The sequence below is a fragment of the Pseudomonas sp. MT3 genome, assembly GCF_054720805.1.
In genome coordinates this window covers 174998-201086 of sequence record NZ_JBTVPY010000004.1, presented here as the reverse complement: position 1 = coordinate 201086, position 26089 = coordinate 174998, and the positions used below count along the sequence as shown (strand labels likewise).

Annotated in this window: 26 protein-coding genes, 2 tRNA genes and 2 pseudogenes; 6 read left to right on the top strand and 24 right to left on the bottom strand. The window is 62.3% G+C overall.

Going from position 1 to position 26089, the window contains the following annotated elements; genetic code table 11:
* Nucleotides 1–32 precede the first annotated feature (32 nt).
* From ACYCAX_RS06135 to ACYCAX_RS06115, 5 genes are all read right to left on the bottom strand, one after another.
* Nucleotides 33–1265: an MFS transporter gene (locus ACYCAX_RS06135; RefSeq protein ID WP_015476668.1), complete on the bottom strand. Its 1233-nt coding sequence runs from the start codon at nucleotides 1263–1265 to the stop codon at nucleotides 33–35.
* Nucleotides 1266–1334: 69 nt separating this feature from the next.
* Nucleotides 1335–2693, bottom strand: a complete 1359-nt coding sequence (locus tag ACYCAX_RS06130) for an outer membrane beta-barrel protein (protein ID WP_294980731.1) — start codon at nucleotides 2691–2693, stop codon at nucleotides 1335–1337.
* A 131-nt stretch (nucleotides 2694–2824) separates the two neighbouring features.
* On the bottom strand, nucleotides 2825–4591 hold the full coding sequence (locus ACYCAX_RS06125) for an FAD-dependent monooxygenase (protein WP_015476666.1): 1767 nt from the start codon (nucleotides 4589–4591) through the stop codon (nucleotides 2825–2827).
* Nucleotides 4592–4758: 167 nt separating this feature from the next.
* The gene (locus ACYCAX_RS06120) at nucleotides 4759–5664 is read right to left on the bottom strand and encodes a VOC family protein (protein ID WP_294980725.1); all 906 of its coding nucleotides are present in this window, start codon (nucleotides 5662–5664) and stop codon (nucleotides 4759–4761) included.
* Between the two features lie 74 nt (nucleotides 5665–5738).
* Complete coding sequence (locus ACYCAX_RS06115) at nucleotides 5739–6572, bottom strand: fumarylacetoacetate hydrolase family protein (protein ID WP_294980722.1); 834 nt, start codon at nucleotides 6570–6572, stop codon at nucleotides 5739–5741.
* 171 nt (nucleotides 6573–6743) lie between these two features.
* On the opposite strand from ACYCAX_RS06115, the gene ACYCAX_RS06110 reads away from it, so the two are divergent.
* Nucleotides 6744–7460 (top strand): GntR family transcriptional regulator, encoded by a 717-nt coding sequence (locus ACYCAX_RS06110; RefSeq protein ID WP_294980720.1) that lies wholly within the window; start codon nucleotides 6744–6746, stop codon nucleotides 7458–7460.
* A 170-nt stretch (nucleotides 7461–7630) separates the two neighbouring features.
* On the opposite strand, the pseudogene ACYCAX_RS06105 reads toward ACYCAX_RS06110, so the two are convergent.
* Nucleotides 7631–8015: pseudogene (locus ACYCAX_RS06105) on the bottom strand (SDR family NAD(P)-dependent oxidoreductase).
* A gap of 537 nt (nucleotides 8016–8552) precedes the next feature.
* Here ACYCAX_RS06105 and ACYCAX_RS06100 point away from each other — a divergent pair.
* Nucleotides 8553–8699 (top strand): annotated as a pseudogene (locus ACYCAX_RS06100) (tyrosine-type recombinase/integrase); the annotation flags it as partial.
* Between the two features lie 81 nt (nucleotides 8700–8780).
* Here the strand turns inward: ACYCAX_RS06100 and ACYCAX_RS06095 are convergent.
* The 10 genes from ACYCAX_RS06095 to ACYCAX_RS06050 all read right to left on the bottom strand — a co-directional run bounded on the left by ACYCAX_RS06095 (nucleotide 8781) and on the right by ACYCAX_RS06050 (nucleotide 17296).
* Nucleotides 8781–8857: transfer RNA gene (locus tag ACYCAX_RS06095), tRNA-Pro, on the bottom strand.
* An 85-nt stretch (nucleotides 8858–8942) separates the two neighbouring features.
* Nucleotides 8943–9299: a MerR family transcriptional regulator gene (locus ACYCAX_RS06090; protein ID WP_015476661.1), complete on the bottom strand. Its 357-nt coding sequence runs from the start codon at nucleotides 9297–9299 to the stop codon at nucleotides 8943–8945.
* A complete protein-coding gene (ihfA, locus tag ACYCAX_RS06085; RefSeq protein ID WP_003090661.1) occupies nucleotides 9280–9582 on the bottom strand; it encodes an integration host factor subunit alpha in 303 nt (100 codons plus the stop codon). Before ihfA ends, ACYCAX_RS06090 begins: the two co-directional genes overlap by 20 nt.
* A 3-nt stretch (nucleotides 9583–9585) precedes the next feature.
* Complete coding sequence (pheT, locus tag ACYCAX_RS06080) at nucleotides 9586–11964, bottom strand: phenylalanine--tRNA ligase subunit beta (RefSeq protein WP_460247590.1); 2379 nt, start codon at nucleotides 11962–11964, stop codon at nucleotides 9586–9588.
* A 34-nt stretch (nucleotides 11965–11998) separates the two neighbouring features.
* Nucleotides 11999–13015 (bottom strand): phenylalanine--tRNA ligase subunit alpha, encoded by a 1017-nt coding sequence (gene pheS, locus ACYCAX_RS06075; RefSeq protein WP_015476659.1) that lies wholly within the window; start codon nucleotides 13013–13015, stop codon nucleotides 11999–12001.
* Nucleotides 13016–13112: 97 nt separating this feature from the next.
* Nucleotides 13113–13469: a 50S ribosomal protein L20 gene (gene rplT, locus ACYCAX_RS06070; RefSeq protein WP_003099086.1), complete on the bottom strand. Its 357-nt coding sequence runs from the start codon at nucleotides 13467–13469 to the stop codon at nucleotides 13113–13115.
* A gap of 21 nt (nucleotides 13470–13490) precedes the next feature.
* Nucleotides 13491–13685 (bottom strand): 50S ribosomal protein L35, encoded by a 195-nt coding sequence (gene rpmI, locus ACYCAX_RS06065; RefSeq protein WP_009617012.1) that lies wholly within the window; start codon nucleotides 13683–13685, stop codon nucleotides 13491–13493.
* 60 nt (nucleotides 13686–13745) lie between these two features.
* On the bottom strand, nucleotides 13746–14297 hold the full coding sequence (gene infC, locus ACYCAX_RS06060; RefSeq protein ID WP_169942760.1) for a translation initiation factor IF-3: 552 nt from the start codon (nucleotides 14295–14297) through the stop codon (nucleotides 13746–13748).
* On the bottom strand, nucleotides 14297–16219 hold the full coding sequence (gene thrS / locus ACYCAX_RS06055) for a threonine--tRNA ligase (protein WP_015476657.1): 1923 nt from the start codon (nucleotides 16217–16219) through the stop codon (nucleotides 14297–14299). Before thrS ends, infC begins: the two co-directional genes overlap by 1 nt.
* A 243-nt stretch (nucleotides 16220–16462) precedes the next feature.
* Nucleotides 16463–17296: an alpha/beta fold hydrolase gene (locus ACYCAX_RS06050; protein WP_460247589.1), complete on the bottom strand. Its 834-nt coding sequence runs from the start codon at nucleotides 17294–17296 to the stop codon at nucleotides 16463–16465.
* A gap of 237 nt (nucleotides 17297–17533) precedes the next feature.
* Between ACYCAX_RS06050 and ACYCAX_RS06045 the strand changes: the two genes are divergently transcribed.
* Nucleotides 17534–17887: a histone-like nucleoid-structuring protein, MvaT/MvaU family gene (locus ACYCAX_RS06045; RefSeq protein WP_015476655.1), complete on the top strand. Its 354-nt coding sequence runs from the start codon at nucleotides 17534–17536 to the stop codon at nucleotides 17885–17887.
* A 443-nt stretch (nucleotides 17888–18330) separates the two neighbouring features.
* Nucleotides 18331–18555 carry a hypothetical protein gene (locus ACYCAX_RS06040; protein ID WP_015476654.1) on the top strand — a complete coding sequence of 75 codons (225 nt, stop codon included), beginning with the start codon at nucleotides 18331–18333 and terminating at the stop codon, nucleotides 18553–18555.
* Nucleotides 18556–18634: 79 nt separating this feature from the next.
* On the opposite strand, the gene ACYCAX_RS06035 is transcribed toward ACYCAX_RS06040, so the two are convergent.
* Nucleotides 18635–19156, bottom strand: a complete 522-nt coding sequence (locus ACYCAX_RS06035) for a DUF4946 domain-containing protein (protein WP_294980791.1) — start codon at nucleotides 19154–19156, stop codon at nucleotides 18635–18637.
* A 118-nt stretch (nucleotides 19157–19274) separates the two neighbouring features.
* A tRNA-Val gene (locus ACYCAX_RS06030) sits at nucleotides 19275–19351 on the bottom strand.
* Nucleotides 19352–19536: 185 nt separating this feature from the next.
* On the opposite strand from ACYCAX_RS06030, the gene ACYCAX_RS06025 reads away from it, so the two are divergent.
* On the top strand, nucleotides 19537–20820 hold the full coding sequence (locus ACYCAX_RS06025) for an NAD(P)/FAD-dependent oxidoreductase (RefSeq protein WP_015476652.1): 1284 nt from the start codon (nucleotides 19537–19539) through the stop codon (nucleotides 20818–20820).
* A 66-nt stretch (nucleotides 20821–20886) separates the two neighbouring features.
* On the opposite strand, the gene ACYCAX_RS06020 is transcribed toward ACYCAX_RS06025, so the two are convergent.
* The 6 genes from ACYCAX_RS06020 to moaA all read right to left on the bottom strand — a co-directional run bounded on the left by ACYCAX_RS06020 (nucleotide 20887) and on the right by moaA (nucleotide 25134).
* The gene (locus tag ACYCAX_RS06020; RefSeq protein WP_015476651.1) at nucleotides 20887–21807 is read right to left on the bottom strand and encodes a PA2778 family cysteine peptidase; all 921 of its coding nucleotides are present in this window, start codon (nucleotides 21805–21807) and stop codon (nucleotides 20887–20889) included.
* Between the two features lie 35 nt (nucleotides 21808–21842).
* Nucleotides 21843–22238: a PA2779 family protein gene (locus tag ACYCAX_RS06015; RefSeq protein WP_041711856.1), complete on the bottom strand. Its 396-nt coding sequence runs from the start codon at nucleotides 22236–22238 to the stop codon at nucleotides 21843–21845.
* A gap of 131 nt (nucleotides 22239–22369) precedes the next feature.
* A complete protein-coding gene (locus ACYCAX_RS06010; RefSeq protein WP_015476649.1) occupies nucleotides 22370–22855 on the bottom strand; it encodes a hypothetical protein in 486 nt (161 codons plus the stop codon).
* Complete coding sequence (locus ACYCAX_RS06005) at nucleotides 22852–23187, bottom strand: low molecular weight protein tyrosine phosphatase family protein (RefSeq protein ID WP_460247588.1); 336 nt, start codon at nucleotides 23185–23187, stop codon at nucleotides 22852–22854. The genes ACYCAX_RS06010 and ACYCAX_RS06005 overlap by 4 nt, the downstream gene beginning before the upstream one ends.
* 59 nt (nucleotides 23188–23246) lie before the next feature.
* Nucleotides 23247–24074, bottom strand: a complete 828-nt coding sequence (locus ACYCAX_RS06000) for a substrate-binding periplasmic protein (protein WP_460247587.1) — start codon at nucleotides 24072–24074, stop codon at nucleotides 23247–23249.
* A gap of 64 nt (nucleotides 24075–24138) precedes the next feature.
* Nucleotides 24139–25134 carry a GTP 3',8-cyclase MoaA gene (gene moaA, locus ACYCAX_RS05995; protein ID WP_460247586.1) on the bottom strand — a complete coding sequence of 332 codons (996 nt, stop codon included), beginning with the start codon at nucleotides 25132–25134 and terminating at the stop codon, nucleotides 24139–24141.
* Nucleotides 25135–25333: 199 nt separating this feature from the next.
* On the opposite strand from moaA, the gene ACYCAX_RS05990 reads away from it, so the two are divergent.
* Nucleotides 25334–25987 carry a TetR/AcrR family transcriptional regulator gene (locus tag ACYCAX_RS05990; RefSeq protein WP_015476645.1) on the top strand — a complete coding sequence of 218 codons (654 nt, stop codon included), beginning with the start codon at nucleotides 25334–25336 and terminating at the stop codon, nucleotides 25985–25987.
* Nucleotides 25988–26089 lie beyond the last annotated feature (102 nt).

The window sequence follows — 26089 nt, the reverse complement described above, 5'->3', positions numbered from 1 at the left end:
GTCCCCCGTCCTTGATCAGTAAACGAATAAGGTCAGGGTAATTTCGTAGATTCCAGTGGCTTCAACCGGAAATGCGCAGGTGCGGTTTCGCGCAGGCACACCGCCACCAGTAATCCCAATACGACGCCGGCCAAGGCCAGGTAGAGGGTCTTCTCGATGCCATAGTGTTGGGCGATGTAGCCCGCCAACGCCGGTGCGACGCCACCTCCGAATACCTCGCCAATGCCGACGACCAACCCGGTAGCCGTGGATATCAGCGCGGGCGGCACCGACTCACTGGTGAGCGGCCCAACGATCATGCAGATCATGCTGAAGTTGAAGAATGTGGTCGCGAACAGCAGCAGGAACAACTTCATGGGCTCGGCGCCGGTATGGATCATCAGCCAGAGCGCTATGCTTGTCGCAACGCATGAGATCAGCGCAATCGGCTTGCGGCCCAGACGATCCGACAGGGTCGGCATCAGCACCATGCCGCAGAAACCGCCGAAGCCGATGGCGGACATGACGAAGCCCATCTGCTGCATCCCCAGATGCAGATAGTCCGTCAGATAGCTGGGCAACATCACCGAGCTGACGAACAGACAGGTAAGCATGCAGAACATGCCCGCCAAATTGAGCAGTACATTCCGATAGCGCAACGCTGCCAGCCAATCACTCCCGATGTCGTGCGAGGTGTCATTCGCCGGACGCTGGACAGCAGGCTCGCGCAGGACCTTATACAACGCCCATGCCAGGAGGAACCCCGGCACCGAGACCAGCACGAAGACCCAACGCCAGGATGGCACCACCAACAGCAACTGGGTGGCGATGATGGGCGCCAGTCCCAGCCCCAGCAGAGGGAAGAACGCCTGCTGAATCCCGATGTTCATCCCCAGTCTCGAGGGATGCGATGCTTCAGCGGTCGCGGCAATGGAGGTCGGCGTGAAGGCGCCCTCCGCCACGCCCATCACGGCGCGAATGAGCAGCAGCCCCCCGACACCGCTGGCAAGCCCTGAAAGGCCGGCCAGCAAGGAGAAGACGATCACCGCCGGGATGATCACCTTGCGCCGGCCAATACGATCCGACAGGCGCCCCATGAAGATCGAGGAAATCCCCCAGGCCAGGGCCAGGATCGCCGAGATATTGCCAAGATCCTGATAGTCCAGCCCAAGGTCGCGCATCATCACCGGGTACAACGGCAAGATGATGAAGCGGTCCAGCCCGACCAGACCGAAACCGATGGCCAACAGTGCCACGGCCTTCCATTCGTACTTTTTATCGAACATACGGGTACTCCTCCGCCGCCAAGGGCATGGATGGAATGAACGCTTGCGCAGGTAGGATTGCGGGGTGGATCAGAAGTACACGAGGGCTTCGACCAGACCGGTCAATTGGGTGCGGTCACGACCATTGCCGTAGACTCGGTCATGTTCGATGGGATCGAACCAGTCGTAACGCAGTTCGGGACGGATGCTGATGTGGCGCGTGGCGTCCCATCGGAGGCCCATCGTCAGAGCGTTGAAGTCGCCCCGAGCGCTACTGGTGGGGAACAGCACGAAGGCGTCGCGATCGCGGAAGTGTTCGCCGCGAACGGAAAAGGCCAGGTCCTTGCGGTGCTGGTAGGTCAGCACACCGTTGACGCCCCACCATGAGGCTCCGTCGAAACCAGGCCCGGTGACGATATCGACGGTGTCTGCCTTCCCATCCCCGGACTGGCGACCGTAGACCACCTCCCCGCCCATCGACCAACGCGTATCGAAAGCGTGCCAGGCGTTCAGCGAATGCTGCTGACGCAACTGGCCATCGTGAGAGACCAACCGCGCGGTAGGGGCCTGGACGTCGTCGAAGTCATGGTTCTCCTCATCGCCAACCATGAACTCGTAGTCGATCCAGGTCTGCATGTCTGGCGTGCGCCAGCGTAGCGCGCCCAGGACCGACTTGCCGCTGTTGTTGTCCCGCAGGTTGTTGCGTCCCTGTACCACCCCCAGCTCGACGCCGAGAAGACCGCTCTCGTCATCGAGTAACCGGGTGCTGGCCAGGAATCCCGACACGGTGCTGGCTTCGGAGACGAAGGCGTAGGTCTTGCTGGCGAATGGGTTGCGCGCCTCTCGGATGTTCGGTGGGATCTCGTAGCCCGTCGCCGGGCCGAAGATCCCGGCGATCAGGCTGAAGCCGGGACCATAGGGCAGGTATATGGAAGCGAACAGGTTCGGCGTGGCGACGAACTTCTCCTTGTCGCGCTTGGCCCGCTCGGCATCGTCGTCGCCCGGTGAGTTGGCGGGCCAGTGCATGTCCCAGCCGAAGGTCCGCGCAAACTGGGCGTTGCGCCCATAGAGCGTCTCCATGCTGAATCCGAAGGACACCTCTTCGGGTTTGGGGCCGGGCAGCGGCGTGACCCTGGGTACCACATTGGCCACCAGCGGCTTGTCGGCAAATATATGCACCGATGCCAGCTCCAGCCCTTCATCGGAGAAGCCGGTCAGCGGCAGGTTGCTCAGACCGTCCTCTCGCTCGGCATGACTGGAGCGGTTGTTGCGGGCATAGCCGACATCCAGCAGACCGGAAATCCGTATGCCGTGGTCATGCTCCAGCTCGGGACCGAGCAACCAGCGCGCCAGGGAGCCCTCCCCCTTTTCTTCGACTTCAGCGTGAGCGCTCATCGCCGCAACGGCGAGCAAACCGGCGCTCATGGACAGCATCACGTTGTTCAACATATCTGCCTCTTGTTCTTGTTTTCGCGGATAGGGCGAGTCCCCTCCCGGAAGGCCTTCGCGGGGCAAAACACTCCCGAACCGGGCCGCGTGACCGGCCCGGCGGGAAGGGACTCATGAACGGGAAGGGAAACTCAGTGGCGAGCCAGCACGGCCTTCAAGGCATCCAGCAGCAATGCATCGGCAGATGGTGAAACACGCTGCGCACGCCAGGCGACATGCTTGTCAGGACGGACCAGTACGCAGCCGTCCTCATGGATCTCACGCAGCCGCGACCAATCGCCATAGCTGTCGGTATATTCCAGGCCCAGCCCGATGCGGCGTACGACCAGATCGATGCCCAGCTCCTGGGCAGCCAGTTGGGCGGCATGGCGCCAGGCCTCTCCACCGTGCCCGATAAGCAGCGTGAACCGCCCCTGGCTGCAGACATCCAGGGTGGAGAGCTTGTGTCCGGCGGCGTCATGCAACCAGGCATGCGGCAGGTGCGCACCGGGCCAGGTGGTGGGGTGATAGTAGAGTTCACGGTCCCGACCATAGGCCGGCGCCTCGCTGCCATCTCCCGACACCGCGCAGCCTTGATAACGCTGGCCCAGCTCCACGCCATGACAGTTGAACTGATAGTGCTGCAGTTGAATGGCTTGCTCCAGGGCCGCGCGGCGCTCACGGCCGGTTGCCGAGTCCGCGCTGAGCTCCTGCAGGCTCGCCCAGCCTTCGGCCTCGGTCTGGCCTGGCTTGAAACCCAGCGCGCTGGAGATCGGCAACATGTTGCGTACGCTCTCCATCGCGCGGTCCACGACCTCGCGCCCCACCGGCTGACGCTCCTGGTTGTAGCTGTCCAGCAACCCCGTGCCGGCTTCCCCCTTAAGGACCATCGCGAGCTTCCAGGCCAGGTTATAGGCATCCTGCACCGAGGTATTGGTGCCCAGGCCATTGGCCGGCGGATGACGGTGCACCGCGTCGCCACAGCAGAACACCCGACCTTCGGAATAGTGGCTGGCGACCACGTGGTTGATCTGCCACTTGCTGGTGGCGAGCACCTCCACAGGAATATCGGCGTCGCCAATGACCCGGCGGGCGCGTTCGATCACCGCTGCCTCGCTGAGGTCCGGTTCCCCCTGTGCGGGATCGTACATGAACAGCATCACCCACTCGTTCCAGGGTCGAACGCAGATGAAAGTACCGCTGCCCACCCAGTAGTCGTTGCCCGGCTGCACCATCCAATAGAGCACGCCAGGGCGGCTTTCGCAGTAGCGGCGCAGGTCGGCGCGCAGCCAGACATTCACCGCGCAGCCCAGGCCCATCTCGCCTTCCAGCGGGATGCCGAGCAACTCCATCACCCGGCTACGGGCACCGTCTGCGCCGATCATGTAGCGGGCGCGCACGGTGAACTCGCGCCCGGTACCGCGATCAAGGACGCGGGCGGTAACCCCCTCGGCATCCTGGGTGAAGTCCACGAGTTCGTTGTTGAAACGCATCTCGCTGCCGGCGCGCAAGGCTTCGTTGGCGAGAATCGGCTCCATCAGGTGCTGGGGGATGTTGCACATGGCCGACGGGCTGGCCAATTCGTAGTCGGACTTGCGCTCGATGGCATTCCCCCAGGTCAGCAGGCGGCCGAACTCCTGGCCACTGAAACTGGTGGCCCAGACGTTGTTGGCCATCAGCTCATGGGGACTTGCGGCGGCGACGACCTGCGATTCGACACCGGCATCCCGGAACACCTCCATGGTGCGCTGGTTGGTGATGTGCGCCCGCGGGCTGTTGGCGGTCCAGCGATACTTGTTGATCAGCAGGTTGCGGATACCGTAGCGCGACAGCAGCAGGGAAGCCGTGAGGCCGGAGGGACCACCTCCGACAATCAGGACGGGGACTTCGATGATTTCGGAGGTGTTTTGCAGTTTCATGGTTGTACTCCGCACTCTTGTTCTTGAAATCGGAAAGTTACCCACCAGGGCGGGCGCTATTGCCTGCGCCACTTATCCAGGATCGGGCAAGCCGAACCCGCGCCGCTTGCCCGAAGGCAATCAGCGAATACGAAATGAATGGCGTCAGGGAGTTGCTGGCATGCCGGTCAGCCGCCCGGCTCGGTGTTCAGGATGAAGTAGTCGGGGACCGGCGGCCCCCAGAGATACAACGAGCTCTCCGCTGGGAAGTCTCCCGCCGGCCACTCACTCCCGGCCTTGATGAAGTCCATTTCCGTGGAGTACTCACTGAAGGAGCCCCAGGGGTCGCGGACGTAATGGAAGTAGTTGGAACCCAGGCAATGCCTGCCCGTGCCCCACCCTTCGACATAGCCCGCGGCGGCCATCTGCTCCGCCCCATTGCCCACGTCATCGATGGTCGGGACGTCCCAGGCCGCGTGGTGGAACCCCTTGGCGCTGCTTTTGGCGAAGGCCACCAGATGGTGATCGCAACCGTGTCGCGCATGGGTGAAGGCAATGATGTCCTGGGAGCGGTCGGAAAGTTTCAAACCCAGCGCCTGCTCATAGAAAGCCACGGCCCGCGGCACGTCTGGAGAAAAGAACAGGACGTGGGACAGGCGCCTTGGCCGGACCTGGCACACCGCGTCCCGGCTGCCCACGCCACGCAGGTCGCGAACAACCTGGGGACTCGTGGGGCGCGAATCCGGCATGGTCTTCTCACCTACCCGGACCTGTATCAGGTTGCCGTCCGGATCGCGGAACCAGAAACCGCCGCCAGCGCCTTCTTCGAGCAGCGCGCCGCTACGCTCCACCTGCTCGCGCAGCGTGGCGAAGTCGTCCTCGAAGCAATTGAAGCTGATCCAGGCCAGTGACTTGCCCGGCCCCGGCAATATGCGCGCCCAGCGATGGCCGTCGGCCGCCGAAATGTCCAGCCACGCCTCGCTCCCCTGCACATCCAGACCGAAGTGCTCGAAGAAATGCCGGGCCTGCTGTAGCGACGGGACGTACAGCGCGTAATGATCGATCGAATGCACGCCACGACTCGTGATGCCCATGATCGCCTCCCTCATCTTGTTGTAGTCGAAGCCCCAGGGAGGGGGCTTCTCTGCTCATCGGTTGCGGCGACCGCTCAGGCCTCGTCGACCACCGGATTGACCAGCGTGCCAATGCCTTCGATGGAAACTTCCACGACATCGCCGGCCTTGAGATAGACCTTCGGGTCCATGCCGAAGCCGACGCCGGCGGGCGTACCGCTGACGATCACGTCGCCGGCTTCCAGGGTCACCGCCTCGCTGAGGGTGGAGATGATCGTTGCCACGTCGAACAGCATGTCCTGGGTGTTGGCTGACTGCACCACCTTGCCATTGACCCTGGTCTGCAACAGCAGGCCCTTGCCGCCGAGCGGCAGTTCGTCCGCGGTGACCAGATCAGGACCGAAGGCGCCGGTGTCGTCGAAGTTCTTGCCGACTGTCCATTGCGGCGACTTGAACTGATAGTCACGCACGGAGCCCTCATTGAACAGCGCGTAGCCGGCCACGCAGTCCAGAGCCTTGTCTTTCGGGATATGCCGGCCGCCACTCTTGAGCACCACCGCCATCTCGCCTTCGTAGTCCAGCGTGTCGGAAACGCGCGGCCGCACCAGCGGCTGGTTATGAGCGGTCAGGCTGCTGTTGAAGCGCGGGAACAGGGTGGGATAGTCCGGCTGCGCATAGGGCGACTCTTTGGTGTGGTCGGCGTAGTTGAGGCCGACACACACGATCTTCCCCGGCTTGCGCATCAACGGCAGGTAGTCCTGTTCGCCAACCTCCACGACGTCCCCCTTGGCCTTCTCGCCATAGGTGGCCAGGTCCTCGCCACGCGTCAGCAGCGACTCCAGGGTTTCCTCACCCAGCACCTTCACGCCTTCAGGAGTGCGAACGCCCAGCACGGCGCGGCCTTGATGATTGAACGATACATAGCGCATGGATCAGGACCTCTTGTTGTGTTGTACGGCACCGTCACGCAGAACGGCATGGAGAGAAAGCTAAACCCGTTAAAATATATCGTCAATTAAAAAATATATTTTCTTCAGATTTTCTACAAAAGGCTCTGCGTGTATGATCCTGCTAACGCTGACGCACACTGGGTATCTGCCATGAACCAACCTGAACGCTGGATGGAATCGGTCGAAGGCGTCGACAAGCGCACGATGGCTTCCCAGCTTGAATCCCGTGTCCGCCAGGACATCATCAGCGGCCGCCTGGCACCAGGCAGCAAGTTGCGCCTCAAGGAGCTCGCCGATACCTACGACGCCGGCGTGATCCCGTTGCGCGAGGCCCTGTCGCGCCTGGCTGCCACCGGCTTCGTACTCGCCACCGAGCAGAAAGGCTTCAGCGTCGGCCGCATCTCCGCCGAAGAAATCCGCGACATCACCCATACCCGTCTGCTAATCGAATGCCAGGCACTGCGGTTATCCATCACCCAAGGCGACCTGGACTGGGAGAGCCGGCTGATTGCCGCCCACCACCGCCTGGACCGCCTGCCGGTGGTGGAAGGCCCCGAGAGAATGCTGCGGCCGGACTGGGAGCAGGCCCATGAGGCTTTCCATACTATCCTGCTCTCGGCCTGCGACTCGCACTGGCTGATGCGCTTTGCCGGAATGCTCCGCGACCAGACCGCGCGTTATCGCCAGTTGTCGCTGCTGTACGCCGGCAGCATCGATCGCGATGTACCGGGTGAACACCGCGCCCTGCTGGACGCGGCATTGGCACGTGACGTGGAGCGGGCCTGCGAGCTGCTCACCGAACATTACGAGACCACCACGCGCAATGTGCTCAAGCATGAGCGCCTGAAGGCTTCCACTCAGAGCTGACTCCGGCCTCTCTGAGCACTCAGAAAAGCCCCTTGAAGGAGCTGGACGTCACAATGCCTTTCCCACAGGCGACGGGAGCGCAGCCAATCGCAGAAGCCTCCGCAAGCGGTGGCGCGGGGGAATAAGTGGCTGGCCCGGGGAACGTCGAAACCAGCCCACAGAGGCGGCAATCAGGCCGTAAGACCACCGTCGACCAGATAGTGAGCGCCGGTGACGAACGAAGCTCGCTCCGACGCCAGCCACATGACCAGCTCACCGACCTCCTCGGGCTTTGCTGCGCGACGAATCGCGGCGTTGGCCAGCAGCACCTTCACGCTCTTGTCGTCCCCCTGTGCTCACCGTCATCGGCGTGGCGATCAGGCCCGGACACACGGCATTGACCCGGATGTTGTAGCGCCCGCAATCCATCGCCGCAGCACGCGCCAAACTGATCACGCCATGCTTGGACACACGATACGCGACACCACCCGACATCGAGCGGACACCCGCGATCGACGCCGCATTGATGATTGCCCCACTGCCCGGAGCCTTCATCGCCGCGATCTGATGAAGCATGCACTTAATACCCCGACCAGGTTCACATCGATCACCCGTCGCCAGGTTTCCAGGCCCAGCGCATCAACCGGCAGCAGTTCGCCGGAATCCCCGCGCTGTTGAAGGCAACGTCCAGTCTTCCCATATGTCGTACGAATGCCAACTCTAAGCGTATGGGGTCCCAATGATGGCAATGAGGGGCGGCCCCGCTGGAGCTCGTGTGTAGATCCACCTGGAAAGCTGTTGAACCCATAGGCTCTCGTACGCCCCGGCTAACCCGCGGACACCCATCGCAGCGCCTACCGAAGGACACCTCGCCGCCGTAACTGGAGTAGTCGCCCACAGACCGACAGATATCATCCCCAATATACAAGGAGCTCCTCAGGCCCGCGTATCAATCCCGCTCATGATTCAGGACTGCAGCCTGACGCTCCCCTGCTGGCGACGTTACACTTCGGCGCTCGCCTACAGAGGCAAGCCTATCCGCTCCTATTCCCCGTTGGAGTATGCGGACTACAGCCCGCCTCCCTTCTTGACTATCAAGCGTGTTGTGGAGAGAGAGGGCTACTGGGCCACAAGAACGGCAGCATCACCAGCCACTACTCCGCGGCGGAGCTGGACAAGCTGATTGAGGCAGCCAACAAGGTATCAGCAACCGACCGTCGCGCACCGGCGCTTACGATTCTAAAGAGGAGGATGGGCTAGTCGAAAAGGGGCGTGCCACTTGAAAAGTCACTGCCCAGAAACGACAAAACCGCCCGAAGGCGGCTAAGTCATTGAATATATTGGTCGGGACGGAGTGATTCGAACACTCGACCCCTTGCACCCCATGCAAGTGCGCTACCAGGCTGCGCTACGCCCCGACGTTGCTTTTGAGTTCCCTCAGAAGCGGATCGCACTATACCCCAAGCATTTGCTTCGGAGAAGTGCTTTTTTCATTTTTTTCAGTTACTTGCGCAAGACGTGCAGCACGTCTTCCAATTCGGCGATCATCTGCCGGATCAGTTGCTTGTACTGTGTGGCGTCCTCGCGGGCTTCATCGCCAGTGAGGCGCTGGCGGGCACCACCGATGGTGAAGCCCTGATCGTAGAGCAGCGCGCGGATCTGGCGGATCATCAGCACGTCCTGACGCTGGTAGTAGCGCCGGTTGCCTCGTCGCTTGACCGGGTTGAGTTGCGGGAATTCCTGTTCCCAGTACCGCAGCACGTGCGGCTTTACCGCGCAAAGGTCGCTTACTTCACCGATGGTAAAATAGCGCTTGCCCGGAATGGGGGGCAACTCGTCGTTATGACTTGGTTCCAGCATAAGCTTCAACCCTGGCCTTCAGTTTCTGCCCTGGACGAAAGGTGACGACGCGCCGGGCTGTGATCGGGATTTCCTCTCCCGTCTTCGGGTTGCGTCCCGGACGCTGGCGCTTGTCACGCAGGTCGAAGTTGCCGAAACCCGACAACTTCACCTGTTCGTTATGCTCCAGCGCCTGGCGGATCTCTTCGAAGAAGAGCTCCACCAGTTCCTTGGCTTCCCGCTTATTCAGGCCCAGCTCTTCGTACAGACGTTCAGCAATTTCAGCTTTCGTCAGAGCCCCCATACGCTACTTCCTTAACGTGGCGTTGAACCTTTGTTCCAGCGAGGCGACGATATTCTGCGTAGTCGCGTTCACCTCGTCATCGTTAAGAGTGCGTGATGGATGCTGCCAGGTCAAGCCAACCGCCAAGCTTTTTCTAAGCGGATCAATGCCTTTACCGTGGTAGACGTCAAACAGCCTGAGGTCCGTCAGCCATTCGCCCGCCATTTCACGGATATTTGCCAGGACGAATTCGGCCGGGGTATCCAGATCGACGATCAGCGCCAGGTCACGGCGCACTTCAGGGAAGCGCGACAGTTCGCTGAATTTCGGCAGGCGGCCCTTGGCGACCTCGGTCAGTACCAGCTCGAAGACATAGACCGGGCGATCCAGGTCCAACGCCCTGGCCAGCTCCGGGTGCAGGGCACCCAGATAACCAACGAGCACGCCGTCGCGCTCGATCCTGGCGGTCTGGCCCGGATGCAGCGCCGGGTGCTCCGCCGGGGAGAAGGTGAAGGCATCGATGGCGCCGGCGCTACCCAGTAGCGCTTCGACGTCGGCTTTCACGTCGAAGAAGTCGACGCTCTCGCGGCCGTTGGCCCAGCCTTCCGGCTGACGGGCACCGCAGACGACGCCGGCGAGCATGTTTTCCTGCACCAGCCCTTCCAACTGACCGACGAAGCGCAGGCCGCTTTCGAACAGGCGCACGCGGGTCTGCTGGCGGTTGAGGTTGTGCTGTAGGGACTTCACCAGACCCGGCCAGAGCGAGGCGCGCATGGCGGCCATGTCGGCGGAGATCGGGTTGGCCAGCATCAGCGGCTCGACGCCGGGGTGGAACAGCTGGAACAGCTTGGGATCGATGAAGCTGTAGGTGATGGCTTCCTGGTAGTCGCGGGCGACCAGCAGGCGGCGCAGCGCCGGAAGTTCGGCCTGGGACTCGGACTTGGTATTCGGCGCCAGGCGGGCCTGCGGGTAGCGAACCGGCAAACGGTTGTAGCCATACAGACGACCCAGTTCTTCGATCAGGTCGACTTCGATGGAGACGTCGAAGCGGTGGCTCGGTACACCCACAGTCCAGGCATCGGCGCCGGCCTTCTGGACGTCGAACTCCAGCGCGGTGAGCAGACGCTCGATCTCGGCGTTTTCCAGGGTCATGCCCAGCATCTGGGTGACGCGCTCGGCACGCAGGGTGACCGGAGCGACCTTGGGCAGGTCAGCCTCGTTGACCGCTTCCACGATCGGGCCGGCTTCGCCGCCGACGATCTGCAGCAGCAGTTCGGTGGCGCGCTCCATGGCGCGACGGGCCAGCTGCGAGTCCACGCCACGTTCGAAGCGATGCGAGGCATCGGTGTGCAGGCCGTAGGAGCGAGCCTTGCCGGCCACGGCGATGTTGTCGAAGAAGGCGCTTTCGAGGAACAGGTCGCGGGTCTTGGCGCTGACGCCGCTGTGCTCGCCACCCATCACGCCGGCAATGGCCAGGGCGCGTTCGTGGTCGGCGATCACCAGGGTGTCGGCACGCAGGGTGACTTCCTGGCCATCGAGCAGGACGAGCTTCTCGCCCTCCTCCGCCATGCGCACGCGCACGCCGCCCTTGATCTCGTCGAGGTCGAAGGCGTGCATCGGCTGGCCCAGTTCGATCATCACGTAGTTGGTGATGTCGACGGCAGCGTCGATGCTGCGGATGTCGGAACGGCGCAGGCGCTCGACCATCCACAGCGGGGACGGCTTGCTCAGGTCGACGTTGCGGACAACGCGACCGAGGTAGCGCGGGCAGGCCTTGGGCGCGAGCAGCTCGACGCTGCGCACTTCGTCGATGTGCGGAGCAACGGCGTTGACCACCACCGGCTTGACCTCGGCGCTGTACAACGCACCGACTTCGCGAGCGAGGCCAGTCAGGGACAGGCAGTCGCCGCGGTTGGGGGTCAGGCCGATTTCGATGGAGGCGTCGTCCAGTTCGAGGTAGTCGCGGATGTTGGCGCCCACCGGCGCATCAGCGGCGAGCTCCATCAGGCCGGCGTTCTCTTCGCTGATTTCCAGCTCTTTGGCCGAGCAGAGCATGCCGTTGGATTCAACGCCGCGCAGCTTGGCTTTCTTGATCTTGAAGTCGCCCGGCAGCTCGGCGCCGATCATGGCGAAGGGGATCTTCAGGCCTGGGCGCACGTTGGGCGCGCCACAGACGACCTGGAAGGTCTCCGAACCGTTGCTGACCTGGCAGACGCGCAGCTTGTCGGCGTCCGGGTGCTGCTCGGTCGACAGCACTTCGCCCACGACCACGCCGCTGAACTGGCCGGCAACCGGGATCACGGCGTCGACCTCGAGGCCAGCCATGGACAGACGAGCGACCAGCTCGTCACGGGATACCTGCGGATTTACCCAGCTCCGCAGCCACTGTTCACTGAATTTCATCCTGCTCTCCTAAATGTGTTGACGGTCGTGCGGGCTAGCGGAACTGGCCGAGGAACCGCAGATCGTTATCGAAGAACAGGCGCAAGTCGTTCACGCCATAGCGCAGCATGGCCAGGCGTTCGATACCCATGCCGAAGGCGAAGCCCTGGTATTTCTCGGGGTCGATGCCGGACATGCGCAGCACGTCGGGGTGGACCATGCCGCAACCCATGACTTCCAGCCAGCCGGTCTGCTTGCAGACGCGGCAACCCTTGCCGCTGCAGAGCACGCACTGGATGTCGACTTCCGCCGAAGGCTCGGTGAAGGGGAAGAAGGACGGACGGAAGCGAACGGAGAACTCCTTCTCGAAGAAGGCGCGAAGGAATTCCTCGATGGTGCCCTTGAGGTCGGCGAAGCTGACGTCTTCATCGACCAGCAGACCTTCCACCTGGTGGAACATGGGCGAGTGGGTCAGGTCGGAGTCGCAGCGGTAGACGCGGCCCGGGCAGACAATGCGAATCGGCGGCTTCTGGTTTTCCATGGTGCGGACCTGTACCGGCGAGGTATGGGTGCGCAACAGCATGTTCGCATTGAAGTAGAAGGTGTCGTGCATGGCACGAGCCGGGTGGTGACCCGGAATGTTGAGCGCTTCGAAGTTGTGGTAGTCGTCTTCGACCTCCGGCCCCTCGGCGACTTCATAGCCGATGCGGGTGAAGCACTGCTCGATACGTTCCTTGGTGCGGGTGACCGGATGCAGGCCGCCGGAGGTCTGGCCACGCCCCGGCAGGGTCACGTCGATGCGCTCGGCAGCCAGCTTGGCGGCGAGGGCGGCGCCCTCCAGCTCGGCCTTACGGGCGTTCAGCACATCCTGAACCTGTTCCTTGGCGACGTTGATCAGCGCGCCGACCTTGGGGCGCTCTTCGGCCGGCAGGTCGCCCAGGGTCTTCATGACCTGGGTCAGCTCGCCCTTCTTGCCGAGGTAGTGAACCCGGATCTGCTCCAGGGCGTTGACGTCTTCGGTGTTTCGCACGGCGTCCAGGGCCTGCGAAACCAGCGCGTCCAGGTTTTCCATGTACCAACTCCAGATACAAAATAGGGGAAGAGCGGTAAGGCTCTTCCCCTATCGGTGACGTTACGTCCGGACCGAGATCCGGTAACTGTCGTGGGGCTTAAGCCAGGCTGGCCTTCGCTTTCTCGACAATCGCGGTAAACGCCGCTTTTTCGTTCACAGCCAGATCGGCCAGGACCTTACGGTCGATCTCGATGGCCGCCTTTTTCAGGCCAGCGATCAGACGGCTGTAGGACAGACCGTTCTGACGAGCACCAGCGTTGATACGGGCGATCCACAGGGCGCGGAACTGACGCTTGCGCTGACGACGGTCACGGTAGGCGTATTGGCCAGCCTTGATTACCGCCTGCTTGGCAACGCGGAACACGCGCGAACGCGCGCCGTAGTAACCTTTTGCGAGCTTCAGGATCTTCTTGTGACGACGACGGGCAATCACGCCACGCTTAACACGAGCCATTTATTTATCCTCTACCAGAAATCAACGCAGACGCAGGGAGCGTTCTACACGGCGAACGTCGGAAGCAGCGAGCATCGAAGTGCCGCGCAGCTGACGCTTACGCTTGGTGGTCATTTTGGTCAGGATGTGGCTCTTGAAAGCGTGCTTGTGCTTGATGCCACCAGCAGTCACTTTGAAGCGCTTCTTGGCGCCACTCTTGGTTTTCATCTTTGGCATGTTTAGTACTCCGCATTCGTTAACAACTGATAACCATCAGGCCTGCCAGTGCCCGGGAGGTTATTTACGCTTCTTGGGAGCGATGACCATCATCAGCTGGCGTCCTTCCAGCTTGGGATGCTGTTCCACGGTGCCGATCTCGGCGAGGTCGTTTTCGACCCGCTTCAACAGCTCCATGCCCAGCTCCTGGTGGGCCATCTCACGACCACGGAATCGAAGCGATACCTTGGCCTTGTCCCCTTCATTAAGGAAACGTACCAGGTTGCGTAGTTTTACCTGGTAATCCCCTTCTTCCGTCCCTGGACGAAACTTGATTTCTTTGATCTGTTGCTGGTGCTGGTTCTTCTTCGCAGCAGCGGCCTGCTTCTTCTTTTCGAAGAGGTGCTTGCCGTAGTCCATGATGCGGCAGACAGGGGGCACCGCATCAGCAGAAATTTCCACCAGGTCCAGCTTGGCCTCGTCGGCTAGACGGAGGGCCTCGTCGAGGGACACCACTCCTATCTGCTGACCGTCAGCACCAATCAGACGAACCTCACGGGCGGTGATATTCTCGTTGATCGGCGGTTTCGGGAGAGCCCGCTTATCCTGTCTCATTTCACGCTTAATAATGATTACTCCGAGTCTTGGCGACCACGCCGGGAAACCGCCTGAGCGAGCAGCTCAGCGAACTGGGCGACCGGCATCGAGCCGAGGTCTGCCCCTTCGCGCGTACGTACGGCGACGGCCTGCGATTCAACTTCCCGATCTCCAATAACCAGGAGATAGGGAACCTTGAGCAAAGTATGCTCGCGGATTTTAAAGCCAATTTTCTCGTTTCTCAAGTCGGACTTGGCACGGAATCCGCTTTGCTCGAGCTGGCGCACCACTTCTTCAGCCCATTCGCCCTGCTTGTCAGTGATATTCATCACCACGGCCTGGGTCGGTGCGAGCCAGGCCGGGAACAGGCCGGCATAGTGCTCGATCAGCATGCCGATGAAGCGCTCGAAGGAGCCGAGGATCGCGCGGTGCAGCATGACCGGACGGGTACGACTGTTATCTTCGGCGATATAGCTGGCATCCAGACGCTCCGGCAAGTTCGGATCGTACTGCAGGGTGCCGCACTGCCAGTTACGGCCGAGGCAGTCCTTCAGGGTGAACTCGATCTTCGGACCGTAGAACGCGCCCTCGCCCGGCTGGTACTCCCACTCCAGGCCGGATTCGTTCAGAGCGTCGGCCAGCGCGCTTTCGGCGCGATCCCACAGCTCCTCGGAACCAACGCGCTTGGCCGGACGAGTGGACAGCTTCATGGAGACATCGGTGAAACCGAAGTCCGAGTAGACCTGCAGGGTCAGCTTGATGAAGTCGGCCGCTTCCTTCTTCACTTGCTCTTCGGTGCAGAAGATATGGGCGTCGTCCTGGGTGAAGCCACGCACGCGCATGATGCCATGCAGCGCGCCGGACGGCTCGTTGCGGTGGCAGGCGCCGAACTCGGCGAGGCGCAGCGGCAGGTCGCGGTAGGACTTCAGGCCCTGGTTGAAGATCTGCACGTGGCACGGGCAGTTCATCGGCTTGACCGCGAAGTCGCGGCTTTCCGACGCCGTGGTGAACATGTTTTCGGCGTAGTTGGTCCAGTGGCCGGAACGCTCCCAGAGGATGCGGTCGACGACCTGCGGGGTACGCACTTCCACGTAGCCGTGGTCGCGCTGCACCTTGCGCATGTACTGCTCGAGCACCTGATAGACGGTCCAACCGTTCGGATGCCAGAAGACCATGCCCGGCGCTTCTTCCTGGAGGTGGAAGAGGTCGAGCTGCTTGCCGATGCGGCGATGGTCGCGTTTCTCGGCTTCCTCGATGCGCTGGATGTAGGCAGCCAGCTGCTTCTTGTCCGCCCAGGCGGTGCCGTAGACGCGCTGCAGTTGCTCGTTCTTCGAGTCGCCGCGCCAGTAGGCACCGGAAATCTTGGTCAGCTTGAAGGCTTTCAGGAAACGGGTGTTCGGCACGTGCGGGCCGCGGCACATGTCCACGTACTCCTCATGGAAGTACAGGCCCATGGCCTTCTCGTCCGGCATGTCGTCGATGAGGCGCAGCTTGTATTCCTCGCCACGAGCCTTGAAGGTCTCGATGACTTCGGCACGCGGCGTCATCTTCTTGATGACGTCGTAGTCCTTCTCGATCAGCTCGGCCATGCGCTTTTCGATGGCAGCCATGTCTTCCGGCGTGAAGGGGCGCTCGAAGGCGATGTCGTAATAGAAGCCTTCGTCGATCACCGGGCCGATGACCATCTTGGCGGTCGGATACAGTTGCTTGACCGCATGGCCCACCAGGTGAGCGCAGGAGTGGCGGATGATTTCCAGCCCGTCCTCGTCCTTCGGGGTAATGATCTGCAGGGTCGCGTCGCTGTCGATGATGTCGCAGGCATCGACCAGACGGCCGTTGACCTTGCCGGCCAGGGTAGCTTTCGCCAATCCCGCGCCAATGGATTGCGCCACCTCGGTCACGCTGACCGGATGATCGAAGGAACGCTGACTACCGTCGGGAAGAGTAATGATGGGCATGGCGCCTCCTCTCCTAGTGGTGACCCCTACGAAAGGCCACATGGGTTGGGATGTGCCAGTAAGCGTCGCCCGCCGGGTAGGCCTGCCTCACAGTGGCAGGCGCCTTGTCGGCACCCTGCGCCTTAGCGCGCGGACGGAGATCACTGGAAGAAATCGGAAAACCTGCCCGCAAGCGATAGCGGGCAAGGCGTGGGATGTTACTGCAACTTTGGGTAACTGACGAGCGGCCACCCCCGACTTCGCTCAGTATTGATCGACAAATTCCAGCACGGTGCGATTGAAGGACGCCGGACGGATGACATTCATGCCATGAGAAGCACCGGAAATCATTGAAGTACGGGCGCCCGCCAGGGTCGATTGCAGCGCCTGGATGATCCGCGGAAAAGGCTCCGGGCTTTTTGCCCCGCCGATCAGCAGCACCGGCAATTGCAGTTGCTCGAGTTGAGCACGGGAAATCGGCAGCGGATGGTCCGCCACCTGCCCTACCAGGGTCATGGCATTGGCCGTGGCCATTTCACGGAACTGTCGGGAAGAACGCTCCCACACGCCCGCACCGCTCACCGTATCCACGAAGAGCTGCAGCCCCTCGCCAACCTGCCCCGCGCGTATCATCATCAGCGCCTGCTGACGGAACTGATTGCGCTCAAGCGGGGATATTGGCGATACCAAGCCCACCATACGGAATACGTCTTCCGCAAAATCCCCGCCAGGATCGGCCAATGTCAGGGAGCGCAACTTCTCCGGCGCCGCCAGGGCCACGCGCAGACAAAGGTTGCCACCGCGCGAATGCCCCAACAGATGCACCGGACCGGGCAATTGATCCAACAATGCAAGCAGATCGCTCATATGCTGCTCAGTAGTAAAACCCGTCCCATTACCATCCCACTGCTCGGGAAAATAGTGCCGCAGGCTAGGCGCCACTACATGATAGCGGCCAGATAACGCAGCGAACTGCCCCTGCCAATAGCGGTAATCACAGAGAGAACCATGAACCAGCACAAGCGGCACCCCCCGCCCCGCCACCAGGCACGCGAGTTCATAATCATTGACCCGATACCGCACACTCTCGCTATTCATCCCGCTCTCGCACTCAACGCACCACAATGAATCACACAGCTTTCACAGGGATTTGACGAAGCCTCCCTTAGTCCGCGCATTATCCCCAGAAAACAACTAAGCCGTGCCCCTGGATAACAGCCCGGAAGGTTTAAGGCATATTTTCCGAATCGCAACAATTCATATCCATAGTTGACGGCGATAACGGCAAGAACAGAAAATCGCCCCACAATTCACCCCTGCCGACGGGAGCATATGATGTCCAAACTTGCGGAGTTCCGCGAAGCCGAACGCCAGCTTAAAGAACAACTCGCACTGCTGGAGAAACTCAAGAACGACAGCAGCCTGAAAAAGGAACTGGAGTTCAAGGACCAACTGCAAGCCCTGATGGACCAGTACGGCATGAACCTGCGGAACGTCATCAACATTCTTGACCCGCAACCCACCGGTGAACCGGCGCCGATCCAGCATCGCCGCAGCCGCCAGCTGAAAACCTACAAGAACCCGAACTCCGGTGAAATCATCGAGACCAAGGGCGGCAATCACAAGACCCTGAAAGCCTGGAAGCAACAATACGGCGCCGAAACCGTCGAATCCTGGCTGCAGAAGTAAGCCCCAAAGCCGCAGAGCGCTCCCGCCCTGCGGCTTTTCTTTACAGACTCGCAATGATTCTGACCAGCGGCCCAACATCGTCTGGCCATTATCAACAGAAACCCCTATAATTCTAAAAGCGAGCACCAAACCTAAGGTCGCCCCTCCCAGCACTTCCCTACCTTGATCCAGGGTTGGAGCTGGGCACCACAGGGCCACGGCCAGCGCCTCCTCCGCATCGATTCCAGAGCACGTCAGCCGTGCCAGGAAAGTTTGCCCGAGCGATAGCGCCCACGTCAGTTCAACTGCCTTCACCCAACACTGCAGACTGACGCGAACCGACCCTCAAGTTTCCATTCGCTGCCATATTCCGGTCACACGCCTTCTGCATCCTCAGAGCGCACCCGGAGCTTTTTACGATTTCAACGGTCACAAGACCGTTACCTATTTGGAAAGACAAGACAATGAAAACCTCCCCGCATATCCAGGAGGCGATTCACGCCCTATCGGCAGCCTTCGCCCCACTGAACTGCATCATCCAGGCCAAGCGCAAGCACGGCTTCAGCTTCACGCTGGTGAACGAGCACGGCATCGCCAAGCACACCGAGCGCCTCTATCCCCAGCAGTATCAGGACGAAGCACCGCTGCAAGCAGTCATCGAGCGCGTGCAAGCCACCCTCGCCGCTTGAGCCTGACAATGAAAAGCCCCGCCGAAGCGGGGCTTCTTGCTTTCTGCCTTCTATATAAAGGCAGCGATTTGCACAAAGGTCAGCGCAGACTGATCCCCGCCTTGACCGACTCAATCTCCCCCGCAAGCGCCGCATAGCGCTCCGCCGGCGCCGCATAGGTCAGCGAATAGGCCGCTCCAGCTCCCAGCGCCACTTGCAACGCCTGCTTCAGCACCTCGGTACCGTTTCGACTGATACCACAGCGCACCTCCAGCCCCTCAAGGCCGCCCAGTTTCACCGCCTGCGGCCTGCTGCAGGCCGCCTGGAAGCCCTGACGAAGAAAGTCCTTCTGCAGCGCCTTGCGCATCTCGACGATGACCTTCTCCACATTGACGGAAGCGTCGGCAGCCAAACGACTACGCGTAACCTCCATGACCAACGCCTGAGAACCATCCTCTGCCATGCGCACACCGCGCTGGCGAATCACCGGAGCATCGACCGCCGCATCCTCCGGAGTGCGCGAGACACTCCAGCCCTCCGGCCAGACCACCTGCATGTCCGCCCACGCCGCCCCGGACGCCAGCAACGCGCCGAGCAACAACCAGAATCGCAGACCGCCCATCACCACCTCCGACACACCCCAGAAGACACCCTAGCAGGCGCGTCAACTTTTCCGCAGGCAAACAAAAAGGGCGATCCTTTCGGATCGCCCTTTTTGCAACCGCCGAAGCGGCCATGTTTGGTAGGCACAATTGGACTCGAACCAACGACCCCCACCATGTCAAGGTGGTGCTCTAACCAACTGAGCTATGTGCCTGTCGATGTGGGCGCATTCTACGCGATGAATTTGGAGCGTCAAGCATTTTTTCAGCTAAGCCACTGAAAAAGTGAATTTTTTTATGTTCGACCGTCCGTAAATTATTTTGCACGGCTACTAGCCGGCCAGATTCGACTCAGGTAGCATCCACTCATCTCGTAAAAAATAACAAACACAGGTGCATTATGCCGCACACCCCCTACCCCTCTTCCTATTACGCAGCCTCGGCCAACCCGGTCCCGGCCCGTCCTGAACTGCAGGGCGAGGTGGAAACCGACGTCTGCGTGATCGGCGCAGGCTACACCGGCCTGTCCACTGCCCTGTTCCTGCTGGAAAACGGTTTCAAGGTCACCGTACTGGAAGCCGCCAAGGTCGGCTTCGGCGCTTCGGGCCGTAACGGTGGGCAGATCGTCAACAGCTATAGCCGCGACATCGACGTCATCGAACGCACCGTCGGCGCCAAGCAGGCTCAACTGCTGGGCCAGATGGCTTTCGAAGGCGGCCGTATCATTCGCGAGCGCATCGCCAAGTACAACATCCAGTGCGACCTGAAGGACGGCGGCGTATTTGCAGCCCTCAGCGCCAAGCAGATGGGCCACCTGGAGTCCCAGAAGAAACTGTGGGAGCGCTTCGGCCACACCCAGCTGGAACTGATGGACGCCAAGCGCATCCGCGAAGTCGTGGCAACCGACAGCTACGTCGGCGGCATGCTCGACATGAGCGGTGGTCACATCCACCCGCTGAACCTCGCCCTGGGCGAAGCGGCGGCCGTGGAGTCCCTGGGCGGCGTGATCCACGAGCAGTCCCCTGCCGTGAAGATCGACCGTGGCGCCAACCCGGTGGTGCACACCCCGCAAGGCCGCGTGAAGGCCAAGTTCATCGTGGTGGCCGGTAACGCCTACCTCGGCGGCCTGGTGCCGGAGCTGGCGTCCAAGTCCATGCCGTGCGGTACCCAGGTAATCACCACCGAGCCGCTGAGCGCCGACCTGGCCAAGACCCTGCTGCCGCAGGACTACTGTGTCGAGGACTGCAACTACCTGCTCGACTACTACCGCCTGACCGGCGACAACCGCCTGATCTTCGGTGGCGGCGTGGTCTACGGTGCGCGCGATCCGTCGAACATCGAAGCGATCATTCGTCCGAAGATGCTCAAGGTGTTCCCGCAGCTGAAGAACGTGAAAATCGACTTCGCCTGGACCGGCAACTTCCTGTTGACCCTGTCGCGTCTGCCGCAGGTCGGCCGCATCGGCGACAACATCTACTACTCGCAGGGCTGCTCCGGCCACGGTGTGACCTACACCCACCTCGCCGGCAAGGTACTGGCCGAGGCGCTGCGCGGCCAGGCCGAGCGTTTCGACGCCTTCGCCGACCTGCCGCACTACCCGTTCCCGGGTGGCCGCATGTTCCAGGTACCGTTCTCCGCAATCGGCGCCTGGTACTACAACCTGCGCGACAAACTGGGCGTCTGACGCCCCGTACCGCACGAAGAACAACGGCGCCGCGAGGCGCCGTTTTCTTTTACTCACCCAAAGGATTCAGCCGCCCGGGCAGGCCGGCAGCGATTCACAGCGCGCCGCGGCATTCGAAGCGCCACCGGGAGCCACCGCAAAGCGCGAATCCGCCGGCGCCAGACGGGCCGCACAGCTACCCGCCTCGCGCGCCTGCTGCGGGCAACCCCGCTCACCCAGCACGTTCCCCAGGTTGAACCAGCCGGCGGCGAAGTCGGGACGCACGCCCACGCTCTGCCGCAAAGCCGATTCCGCCTCGGCCAGGTGACCACCCGCATACTGCGCATTGGCCAGGGCGAACCAGCCCAGCGCATCCTGTGGCCAGGCCTGTGTCGCGGTGCGGTAAGCCTGCTCGGCCAGCGCCGGCTGGCCGGTTTCCTCCAGGTCATGGGCCGCGCGCAACCAGGCGGTCGGCTGCGCCGTGGCCGGCAGGCGATCCGCCGGCACGGTCAGTACCGCCCAGCGTTTGCTACGAGCCCAGGTGACATCGAAGGCGGTGAAGTCGATCACCAACCGCTCGGTAATGCCCGAACGCAGGATCAACTCGTGACGCTGCCGATCGAAGCCGACCACCACCGCGAAATGCCACACCGGCAACCAGTCCAACCCCTGGTTCTGCAGGACCAGCACCGGGTTGCCCGCTGCCACTTCGCTCAGCACATCCTCCAGGCGCGGCCGCAACGGATAGACCAGCATGCCCTGCTCCCGCGCCGCCGCCACCAGCTCCACTTGCAAGCTGCCCTGGCGCTGCGGAAGGAAGACGCGATCCTTCAACTGGCGCGGCGTCACTCGCACCTCGCGCTGGTTGAGCATGGTCGCCAGCGCGGCCGGCCCGCACTGGAACTCCTGCTGCGGGAAAAACTGCACATCACGCAGCTCCACGCGTTCCGGTAGCGCCGCCACGCTGGCCGGCAACTTCGGCGCCTGCGCGCAGCCGCCGAGCGCCATGACCGCCGCCAATGCGGCAGCCACGGCCCAGCGACTCAACGCTGGCACCGGACGAAGGTAAAGATGTGGGTAATGCAGAGCATGTCGGTAATGACGAAGATCAGCAGGAACAGCAGGATGATGCCGATGATGCCGCCGGCGGGAGCCTGGTCCAGCTGCTGGTTGAATTGCGCCAGTTCCTCATTGGAGAGGCTCTTGATGCGCTGCTCCACCTTGCTGCGCTCGACGCCCATAGACTGCAGCTTCTGCTGCACACCCTGGTCATCGAGCATTTTCAGCAGTTGCTCACGGTCGACCTGCTGTTGCTGCGCCTGCAGCACTTCACCGGTACCGACCATGCTCGCCTGCGCCAGCGGAATCTCCGCCACCACGCCCAACTGCGCCAGCACCAACACGGCTGCAAGGCTCTTCACCCGCTTTGTTATGATCATTAAGGGTCACCTCATCATTGACTACATGCAAAAGGCGCGAGGTGCTGCCGCTCGGCGCAAGAGCCGGCCGGCCGCAACGTTCCCGCCCTATCGGCGCCAACTGCTGGGCCGCTATCTATTAAGATGCCAGGTCAGGAAAAGAGTTCGAAGCGCAGTGCACGCCAGTCGGCGTCGAGACGCCCCAGGTAGACGCAGGCGCAGTCTCGGGGAAAGAGCATGTGCTCGGGCCCGAAACCGCCACCCTCCACGCGCAGCAGTCGCCCCCAGGGATGATGACTGATGCGCCCGCGCACATCGGCAACCGTGCCGCCACGCCACCAGTGAATGGCGCCTTCGGCATCCTCGACGCCTTCGGGCTGCTCGATGCGCACCGGTTCGTCGCACCAGCCGATGACCCGCCGTGGATCGAAGCCAGCCTGCCGCTCCAGCGGCAGGGGCGTGACCCAGCAGGCGCCGTCGCGCGTATCCAGCTCGACAGCCAGGTCGCACCACAATGGTTGCTCCAGGGCCCAGAGCAGGTCACCGTCGATTTCCAGTGAAGGCTCGGGCTGCGCCTGAATGCGGAAACCGGGGCAGACCAGCACGCCCTCGCGCAGTGAAATGCGAATCTCGCTCATGCTCCCTCCCGGCGCAGGAAGGGGCCGGCCTTGCGCTCCAGCAGGAGCACCAGTTCCGGCTGCTGGTACCTGTAGTCGTCGGGGATATCCAGGCAGACCAAGCGTTTACCGCGCATCGCCAGCGGAAACCGGCGCAGCAGTGCCTGCCGCTGTCGGCGCTCCATGACGAAGACCAGATCGGCCCAGTCCAGGTGCTCGACGCTCAGCGGAACGTCCGCGTCCGGTGCCAGCCCGGCGGAGTCGGTCTCGACCTCCGGCCAGTTGGCGAAGACGGTTTCGGCAGTGGGGCTGCGCAAACGATTGCGGCTGCAGATGAACAAAGCGCGGCGCACTTCATCCTCCCTACGGCTGGCGCGCGAACGGCAGCCGCGATTCTAGGGAAGATATACGCTCAGGGCGAGGCCGCCGCTTTCTGCCTGGCCTTCTGCCGCTCGAGGAAATCCACCTTCCATTGCTCGACACCCAGATGCTCGGAGTCCAGGCTCGCCTCGACGCCGTACTTGGCCTTGAGCAGCGCAACCTCCTTGGCATGCTCGACGAGGAAGCGATCGAAGCGCTCGATCAACTCGCCGTGCTTCACCGTCGAGAGCTGGAAAGTGCTGCGGGTGTGCGGCAGGGACGGATCGAACACCAGCGCGCCAGGGCGCGCGCGAATGTTGTCCAGGTAATAGGTCGCGACCACCACATTGAAGTAGGCGCCATCGGCCTGCTTCTTCAGCGCGGTATGGATCATCTGCCGCAGGTCGGCGCTGGGAGCGATGCCGATCTGCCCGGACTGCACCGGCGCCTCGTAGCCGCGCGGCGTCCAGCCCTCCACCAGCGCCAGCCGCTTCAACGCCCCGACACCCTGCCCCACGCGATCGGGGGCCACCAGCACACCGTCGACATACTGGGTCACCGGCTGGCTATAGCGCAGCGAGCTGGCGGCTTTCTGCTCCGGCGCCCAGTCACGGTTGTCCGGGTACTTGAAATCGACGTCGCCCGAAAGCAGCGCCGGCAACAGCGCATCCACCGGCAGCGGGCGGTATTCCAGGGTGATGCCGCTGCTGCTGGCGAACAGATCCAGCAGATCGCGGGCAAACCCCTGGTAGTGCCCCTGATCGTCAGTGACGTAGTGTGGCGCGAATGGCAGGTTCTCGACGCCGACCACATAGGTCTGCGCCATCGCCCCGGTGGAAAAGATGCTGGCAAGCGCCCAGCAAAAAGCCTTGAGCTTCAAAGTACCCTCCTGGTGACATTGTTGTTGTTCTGTCAGGCGGGCCAGGCAGCCCGCCGTGGCGGACTCAGCCGCCGGTCATGCTCATGAACCGCAGCACCTGTACCTGCTGATCGGCTTCGAAGTGATGGCGCTCGGGCTTCAGGCGCAGCGCTTCCATCAGCGCGGCACGCAGGCGCGCGACGTCGCCCGGGTGCTCGCGCAGCAGGCGGCGCAGGTCCAGCGCGCCTTCATGGCCCAGGCACAGCACCAGCTTGCCCTCGGCGGTCACCCGCACGCGGTTGCAGTCGCCGCAGAAGTTGTTGCTGTGCGGAGAAATGAAGCCGATGCGGCTGTCGTGGCCATCGATGCGGTAATAGCGCGACGGCCCGCCGCTGCGCTCGGGCGTCGGCAGCAACGACCAGCGCCCGGCCAGGTGCGCGCGCACCTCGTCGCTGCTGCACAGGGTGACCTTGCGCTCGTGGCTGCTGATGCTGCCCAGCGGCATTTCCTCGATGAAGCTGATGTCCAGCCCCTTGCTCAGGGCAAAGGCCACCAGCTCGCAGACTTCGTCGTCGTTGCGCCCCTTCTGCACCACGGTATTCAGCTTGATCCGCTCGAAACCCGCCTCGCGCGCGGCGTCGATACCGTCGAGAACCTGTTCCAGCCTGTCGGTACGGGTGAAGGCGGCGAAACGCTCGCGGCGCAGGGAGTCGAGGCTGATGTTCAGACGACGCACACCCGCGGCGCGCAACTCGGCGGCGCGTTCGCGCAATTGAGAGCCGTTGGTGGTAATGGCCAGATCGTCCAGTTCCGCGCGGGCGCCCAGCTTCGCCAGCAGACCGGCCAGCCCCTTGCGCACCAGCGGCTCGCCGCCGGTGATGCGAATACGGCGTACGCCCAGGCCAATGAAGGCATCCGCCACCGCTTCGAGTTCTTCCAGACTCAACACCTGGTCGCGCGGCAGGAACTGCATGTCTTCACTCATGCAGTAGGTGCAGCGGAAGTCGCAGCGGTCGGTGACCGACAGGCGCAGGTAGGTGATGCGTCGGCCGAAAGGATCGACCAGTTGGGAATCAGGCATGGGCAATCAGGTTCCGGTTGGCAGGCGGGCCAGACGAAAGTGCGTTAGGAATACCTTAGCTGTGAATCGATGTATACACGATTTCGACCCGCAAGTCAGGAATTTACCCAAAACCTCTCGTCTTGAGAGGGCCGCAAGGCCGGTGCTACCATGCCCGGCTCGGTTGGGCAACAACAGCAGCACAAGAAGACCAGCATCCATGACCAGTATTCGCGAGCGTAACCGGCGCCTGATCCTGCGCGCAGCCAGTGAGGAGTTCGCCGAAAAGGGATTCGCGGCGACCAAGACCAGCGACATCGCCGCTCGCGCCGGCCTGCCCAAGCCCAACGTCTACTACTACTTCCAGACCAAGGAAAATCTCTACCGCTGCGTTCTGGAAAGCGTCGTCGAACCCTTGCTCCAGGCCTCCGCGCCATTCCGCGAGGATGACGAGCCGAGCGAGGCGCTGCGCGCCTACATCCGCTCCAAGGTGAAGATTTCCCAGGAGCTGCCGCATGCCTCCAAGGTATTCGCCAGCGAACTGATGCACGGCGCGCCGCACCTGCCGAAGGAGTATCTGGACGAACTGAACACCCAGGCGCAGCGCAACATTGCCTGTCTGCAGAGCTGGATCGACCGAGGCCTGCTCGCTCCGGTGGACCCGCATCACCTGCTGTTCACCATCTGGGCGGCGACCCAGACCTACGCCGATTTCGACTGGCAGATCTCGATAGTCACCGGCAAGACCAGCCTCAGCGACGCCGACTTCGAGGCCGCCACCGAGACCATCACCCGCCTGGTACTGCGCGGCACCGCTCCGGACAACGGTGGCGAGCACAAGCCCCAGGGGCGTTTGCGGCCGTTGCCGATCTGATCGATCGCACTTTCTACCCGCTGGAAACGTAGAACCGAGGGGGACGCCTGGTCCCTGCTCGCGAACCCGCTTCACACCTGAAACGTCCGGCGTAATCGAAGG

Coding starts and splice junctions, on each gene's coding strand:
- ACYCAX_RS06090 (WP_015476661.1), bottom strand. CDS start 9,299: ATGCTGGAACCAAGTCATAACGACGAGTTGCCCCCCATTCCGGGCAAG.
- ACYCAX_RS06045 (WP_015476655.1), top strand. CDS start 17,534: ATGTCCAAACTTGCGGAGTTCCGCGAAGCCGAACGCCAGCTTAAAGAA.
- ihfA (WP_003090661.1), bottom strand. CDS start 9,582: ATGGGGGCTCTGACGAAAGCTGAAATTGCTGAACGTCTGTACGAAGAG.
- ACYCAX_RS06110 (WP_294980720.1), top strand. CDS start 6,744: ATGAACCAACCTGAACGCTGGATGGAATCGGTCGAAGGCGTCGACAAG.
- moaA (WP_460247586.1), bottom strand. CDS start 25,134: ATGCCTGATTCCCAACTGGTCGATCCTTTCGGCCGACGCATCACCTAC.
- ACYCAX_RS06115 (WP_294980722.1), bottom strand. CDS start 6,572: ATGCGCTATGTATCGTTCAATCATCAAGGCCGCGCCGTGCTGGGCGTT.
- ACYCAX_RS06020 (WP_015476651.1), bottom strand. CDS start 21,807: ATGGCGCTCGGCGGCTGCGCGCAGGCGCCGAAGTTGCCGGCCAGCGTG.
- pheT (WP_460247590.1), bottom strand. CDS start 11,964: ATGAAATTCAGTGAACAGTGGCTGCGGAGCTGGGTAAATCCGCAGGTA.
- ACYCAX_RS06050 (WP_460247589.1), bottom strand. CDS start 17,296: ATGAATAGCGAGAGTGTGCGGTATCGGGTCAATGATTATGAACTCGCG.
- ACYCAX_RS06120 (WP_294980725.1), bottom strand. CDS start 5,664: ATGGGCATCACGAGTCGTGGCGTGCATTCGATCGATCATTACGCGCTG.
- ACYCAX_RS06125 (WP_015476666.1), bottom strand. CDS start 4,591: ATGAAACTGCAAAACACCTCCGAAATCATCGAAGTCCCCGTCCTGATT.
- rpmI (WP_009617012.1), bottom strand. CDS start 13,685: ATGCCAAAGATGAAAACCAAGAGTGGCGCCAAGAAGCGCTTCAAAGTG.
- ACYCAX_RS06015 (WP_041711856.1), bottom strand. CDS start 22,238: ATGATCATAACAAAGCGGGTGAAGAGCCTTGCAGCCGTGTTGGTGCTG.
- ACYCAX_RS06035 (WP_294980791.1), bottom strand. CDS start 19,156: ATGGGCGGTCTGCGATTCTGGTTGTTGCTCGGCGCGTTGCTGGCGTCC.
- ACYCAX_RS06135 (WP_015476668.1), bottom strand. CDS start 1,265: ATGTTCGATAAAAAGTACGAATGGAAGGCCGTGGCACTGTTGGCCATC.
- ACYCAX_RS06010 (WP_015476649.1), bottom strand. CDS start 22,855: ATGAGCGAGATTCGCATTTCACTGCGCGAGGGCGTGCTGGTCTGCCCC.
- ACYCAX_RS06040 (WP_015476654.1), top strand. CDS start 18,331: ATGAAAACCTCCCCGCATATCCAGGAGGCGATTCACGCCCTATCGGCA.
- rplT (WP_003099086.1), bottom strand. CDS start 13,469: ATGGCTCGTGTTAAGCGTGGCGTGATTGCCCGTCGTCGTCACAAGAAG.
- ACYCAX_RS06025 (WP_015476652.1), top strand. CDS start 19,537: ATGCCGCACACCCCCTACCCCTCTTCCTATTACGCAGCCTCGGCCAAC.
- pheS (WP_015476659.1), bottom strand. CDS start 13,015: ATGGAAAACCTGGACGCGCTGGTTTCGCAGGCCCTGGACGCCGTGCGA.
- ACYCAX_RS06130 (WP_294980731.1), bottom strand. CDS start 2,693: ATGTTGAACAACGTGATGCTGTCCATGAGCGCCGGTTTGCTCGCCGTT.
- ACYCAX_RS05990 (WP_015476645.1), top strand. CDS start 25,334: ATGACCAGTATTCGCGAGCGTAACCGGCGCCTGATCCTGCGCGCAGCC.
- thrS (WP_015476657.1), bottom strand. CDS start 16,219: ATGCCCATCATTACTCTTCCCGACGGTAGTCAGCGTTCCTTCGATCAT.